We start from the raw sequence: 2,055 nt of genomic DNA, 5'->3' as shown, positions 1-2,055 counted from the left end.
GTGGAGAATAACGGATTCGAACCGTTGACCCCCTGCGTGCAAGGCAGGTGCTCTAGCCAGCTGAGCTAATTCCCCTTTCCATTTAAGTCTGATGGTAGTCCCGAGCAGATTTGAACTGCTGACCCCTACATTATCAGTGTAGTGCTCTAACCAACTGAGCTACGGGACTAGCTTTATTCTTCATCTTCTCAAGTCTCCCATACCTTACCTTATAATAGGGCGGGTGGGTACTTTCTTCTAAATGTGTTTCTTAGTTAAACGATCAAATGTGGCGCAGACGAGCCGGAATCAGGCTCTAGAAAGGAGGTATTCCAGCCGCACCTTCCGGTACGGCTACCTTGTTACGACTTAGCCCCAATTACCGGTTTTACCCTAACACGCTCCTTGCGGTTACATGCTTTAGGTACCCCCAGCTTTCATGGCTTGACGGGCGGTGTGTACAAGGCCCGGGAACGTATTCACCGCGTCATTGCTGATACGCGATTACTAGCGAATCCAACTTCACGGGGTCGAGTTGCAGACCCCGATCCGAACTGTGAATGGCTTTTCGAGATTGGCATCATATTGCTATGTAGCTGCCCGCTGTACCATCCATTGTAGCACGTGTGTAGCCCCGGACGTAAGGGCCATGATGACTTGACGTCGTCCCCGCCTTCCTCTCTGCTTGCGCAGGCAGTCTGTTTAGAGTCCCCACCTTAAATGCTGGCAACTAAACATAGGGGTTGCGCTCGTTGCGGGACTTAACCCAACACCTCACGGCACGAGCTGACGACAGCCATGCAGCACCTAGTTTCCTGTCCCGAAGGACGGATGCGTCTCTGCATCCTTCAGTAACTTTCAAGCCCGGGTAAGGTTCCTCGCGTATCATCGAATTAAACCACATGCTCCTCCGCTTGTGCGGGCCCCCGTCAATTCCTTTGAGTTTCACCCTTGCGGGCGTACTCCCCAGGTGGATAACTTAACGCTTTCGCTTGGACGCTTACGGTATATTGCAAACATCGAGTTATCATCGTTTAGGGCGTGGACTACCAGGGTATCTAATCCTGTTCGATCCCCACGCTTTCGTGCATCAGCGTCAATAACGGCTTAGACAGCTGCCTTCGCAATCGGTGTTCTGAGACATATCTATGCATTTCACCGCTACTTGTCTCATTCCGCCGTCTTCAACCGCATTCAAGCACTTCAGTATCAAAGGCACTGCGACAGTTAAGCTGCCGTCTTTCACCCCTGACTTAAAGTGCCGCCTACGCACCCTTTAAACCCAATAAATCCGGATAACGCTCGGATCCTCCGTATTACCGCGGCTGCTGGCACGGAGTTAGCCGATCCTTATTCTTTAGGTACATTCAGCCATCTACTCGTAGATGGGTTTATTCCCTAACAAAAGCAGTTTACAACCCATAGGGCAGTCATCCTGCACGCGGCATGGCTGGTTCAGACTTGCGTCCATTGACCAATATTCCTTACTGCTGCCTCCCGTAGGAGTCTGGTCCGTGTCTCAGTACCAGTGTGGGGGATTCTCCTCTCAGAGCCCCTAGACATCGTCGCCTTGGTGAGCCGTTACCTCACCAACTAGCTAATGTCACGCGAGCCCATCCATATCCTATAAATATTTAACTACTGCCCGATGCCGGGTTATAGTCTTATGCGGTGTTAATCCGAATTTCTTCGGGCTATCCCCCTGATATGGGTAGGTTGCTCACGCGTTACGCACCCGTGCGCCACTCTCACCAATGGTAGCAAGCTACCACTGGATCCCGTTCGACTTGCATGTATTAGGCCTGCCGCTAGCGTTCATCCTGAGCCAGGATCAAACTCTCCATTGTAAAATGAAGTGTGAGATTGAGACTATTTATAAAAAATAGAATCGTCTATATTAAAATATCTGTTTCCTGGTTCCGATCTGGTTGAATTGATTTAAAAAATCTTCTTGTTCAACTTTCGTCTCTCGACTACTCGCTGCGCTACTTGATCATTATTTCTTAAAGAACTTATCGCTTCCGCATCTCGCTTCCGCTGTTGTTATGTTATCAGGTTCTCCTTGCGTTGAACCCT

The 2,055-nt window shown here is 49.9% G+C and carries 2 tRNA genes and 1 rRNA gene; all 3 read right to left on the bottom strand.

Features of this window, described 5'->3' with window-relative positions:
- Position 1: 1 nt before the first annotated feature.
- The 3 genes from GQF63_RS19525 to GQF63_RS19515 all read right to left on the bottom strand — a co-directional run bounded on the left by GQF63_RS19525 (position 2) and on the right by GQF63_RS19515 (position 1,826).
- A tRNA-Ala gene (locus tag GQF63_RS19525) sits at positions 2 to 75 on the bottom strand.
- A gap of 17 nt (positions 76 to 92) precedes the next feature.
- Positions 93 to 169: transfer RNA gene (locus GQF63_RS19520), tRNA-Ile, on the bottom strand.
- A gap of 130 nt (positions 170 to 299) precedes the next feature.
- Positions 300 to 1,826, bottom strand: a 16S ribosomal RNA gene (locus tag GQF63_RS19515).
- Positions 1,827 to 2,055 lie beyond the last annotated feature (229 nt).

The sequence above is a fragment of the Sphingobacterium humi genome (assembly GCF_009768885.1).
In the GTDB taxonomy this organism is placed as follows: Bacteria; Bacteroidota; Bacteroidia; order Sphingobacteriales; family Sphingobacteriaceae; genus Sphingobacterium; species Sphingobacterium humi.
Note: the sequence above shows the minus strand (reverse complement) of the source record. Positions and strands in the feature narration are given on the sequence as shown.